The sequence below is a fragment of the uncultured Faecalibaculum sp. genome, from assembly GCF_910588395.1.
In the GTDB taxonomy this organism is placed as follows: domain Bacteria; phylum Bacillota_I; class Bacilli_A; order Erysipelotrichales; family Erysipelotrichaceae; genus Faecalibaculum.
In genome coordinates this window covers 1-2,265 of the sequence record NZ_CAJUPA010000077.1, presented here as the reverse complement: position 1 = coordinate 2,265, position 2,265 = coordinate 1, and the positions used below count along the sequence as shown (strand labels likewise).

Sequence of the window (2,265 nt, the reverse complement as noted above, 5' to 3'; positions counted from 1 at the left end):
GGACGGGAGCAGGTTCTGGCGTTTCAGCCTCATGCGCTCCTTTTTCTTCCGCTCCCCCTCGCTGGACGACTGGCCGATCAGCAGCTGGATGTCGCTCATGTAATAGGCTCCGTCCGTCAGTATCTCCACAAGGCCAAACTCCTGGAATATCTTCAAAGCCCGCTCCACCGTGCCTACCTGATGCCGGGTAAAGGTGGCTATGGTCTGCACGGTATGGGGCAGGCAGTCATTCAGCAGGAGTACGCCGCTGCTTTTCAGCGACATCAAATACATCTTGAGCAGGAGATTGGAGTACAGAAGGCCGTCCTGCATACTCTCCAGGATGACCATGGTTTCGCTGTTATAAAAATTCTCTTTCAGCTTGAGGTAATAAAATCGTCGGTTCTCTGTCATTTAGTTGCTCCTTTTGTTCAGAATGGGTTATTTCGGCTCCTGTACGCATTTTAAGGCGGCTTTTGGGGTGTCGGTGATAAAAAGTATTGCCTCCCCTCCGACACGCTCCGAAAGTGCTTGATTTACAAGGCTTTTTTCGCTCCTAAAGCGTGACATAAGTGCCTTTGTTTCCGTTTCCGCTCTGTGGCGTGTTTCCGCTTCATACGGGCGGCACATTCCCTACAGTATTTCGCCCGGTTGGAGCCGGGCAGGAAAAGAGCGCCGCACTCGCTGCACCGCCTGCTTTCCAGCCGGTGGTAAAGGGCCGTTTCCAGCTGGTGGTCTAAAGGCAGCACCGCCGCACGGAACCAGCGGCAGAGCAGGGAGTGGGAAATGCTCTGGACACAGACGCACCCGTCCCCCTCGTCAAGCGCCATACACTGGCCGTTGTCGTAGTTGCAGCACTCACGCACCAGCCGCCTCGCCCTGCGGTACTGCCGGTAGTCCATGGCCGGGATTCGCTCATGCCGCCTGTTTCCCATATCTCACCTTGCAGCGGCACAAAGGCGGCTGCCCCTCCCTGAAAAGGAAAACCGGCTCCGGCGCTTTCGCCCCCGTAGGCGCTGGCGGCGTGGGCGGCACGGGTATCTTTACGGTGATAGTGATTGTCATGGTGATAAACTGCTGTGTCATAATTCCTGTTCCTCCTTCTTTCTGGCCGGTTCATTTTCCGTCCTGGCCAACTGCTCCGCTGTCTTTTTCAGGTTCTCCACCGCCTTGATGTCCTCCCGCATGGATTTCATTTTCTGGTACTGTACCGATTTCTCCGCTTTCAGGCGGTCGGCCTCGGCCTGCCATTTCTTCGGGGTGATTTCTTCGCCGTTGGCTTTCAGCTTTTCCAGATACCGGACGGCGGCCTCATATAATGCCAGTTCCGCACTGTGCTTCTGCTCAAACTGCTCCTTTTTCTTCCCCGGCTTCATCTTGTCAAACTGGCGGCGGGTTCCTTTGTTCCTCTCGTATTTCTCCCACATGGAGAGATGTTCGTCCAGCACTTTGATACGCCGCTCGGCGGTGACAATCTTCCCACGCAGGGAATAGTAATCTTTGTTCATGGCGGCCACTTTTTCATAAAGCTGCTCCATGGAAGTGATGTTGTTGCCGTTCAGGAAATTGAACAGGGCAGCGCTTTCTTTCAGGTTCTTTATCTTCCCATACCGGGAGCCGGGTTTCCCTGTTGACAGCTGCGCCTCGTAAAGCTGCGCCATGATACTGTCTTTTCCTTCCGGTTTCCCTGCCTGCTCCTTTGTCCATTTATAGAGCCGGGTAATCCGTGCTTTAATCTCCTTCAGCAGCTTATTGTCGGCGGCAATCTGGCGGTTGATATTTCCCTTCTCCGTGGCAATGCCTTTCCGCTCCATCTGGCTGGCGGCAACGCCCAGATGGATGGAAGGTATCTTGTCAATGCCCTGACGCTCGTAGGAGCGGTGGTCAATCCGTTCCGGCCTGCCCGCCGCCTCCAATGCTTTGTTGGCGTAAGCTGCCCAGGCAGACCTCCACTTCTCTACATTTCCCTTGTCGTTCCAGTCGGTGGTGTCCTCCCGGTGGCTCTTCCAGCCGCCTTTGCCGTTGGGGATTCTCTGGCCGTTTTCGTCCAGTTCGTAGACCTTCCGGCATTTCGCTCCCCACTGCCCGTCCTCCTTTAGCGGCCTGATAGTGAGCATGACATGGAAGTGGGGATTGCCATCCTTCTTGTCATGGATAGAGAAATCCGCACACATACCGGCGGCGACAAAGGTATCGCTGATGAAGGAGCGGGCAAGCCGCAGCTGTTCCTCCCGGTTCAGTTCTACCGGCAGGGAAATCTCTATCTCACGGGCAAGCTGTGCGTCA

The 2,265-nt window shown here is 55.3% G+C and carries 3 protein-coding genes; all 3 read right to left on the bottom strand.

The window, feature by feature from the left end:
• On the bottom strand, nt 1–393 hold a 393-nt coding region (locus QZ305_RS11610; RefSeq protein WP_294732151.1), incomplete at its 3' end, for a phage replisome organizer N-terminal domain-containing protein.
• Nucleotides 394–515: 122 nt separating this feature from the next.
• On the bottom strand, nt 516–914 hold the full coding sequence (locus QZ305_RS11605; protein ID WP_294732150.1) for a cysteine-rich VLP domain-containing protein: 399 nt from the start codon (nt 912–914) through the stop codon (nt 516–518).
• 147 nt (nt 915–1,061) lie between these two features.
• Nucleotides 1,062–2,265 (bottom strand): MobA/MobL family protein (locus tag QZ305_RS11600; protein ID WP_294732149.1); only part of this gene is annotated, 1,204 nt, incomplete at its 5' end.

What these genes read in the sequence shown, in the direction of transcription:
- QZ305_RS11605 (WP_294732150.1), bottom strand. Translation starts at nt 914, where the DNA reads ATGGGAAACAGGCGGCATGAGCGAATCCCGGCCATGGACTACCGGCAG.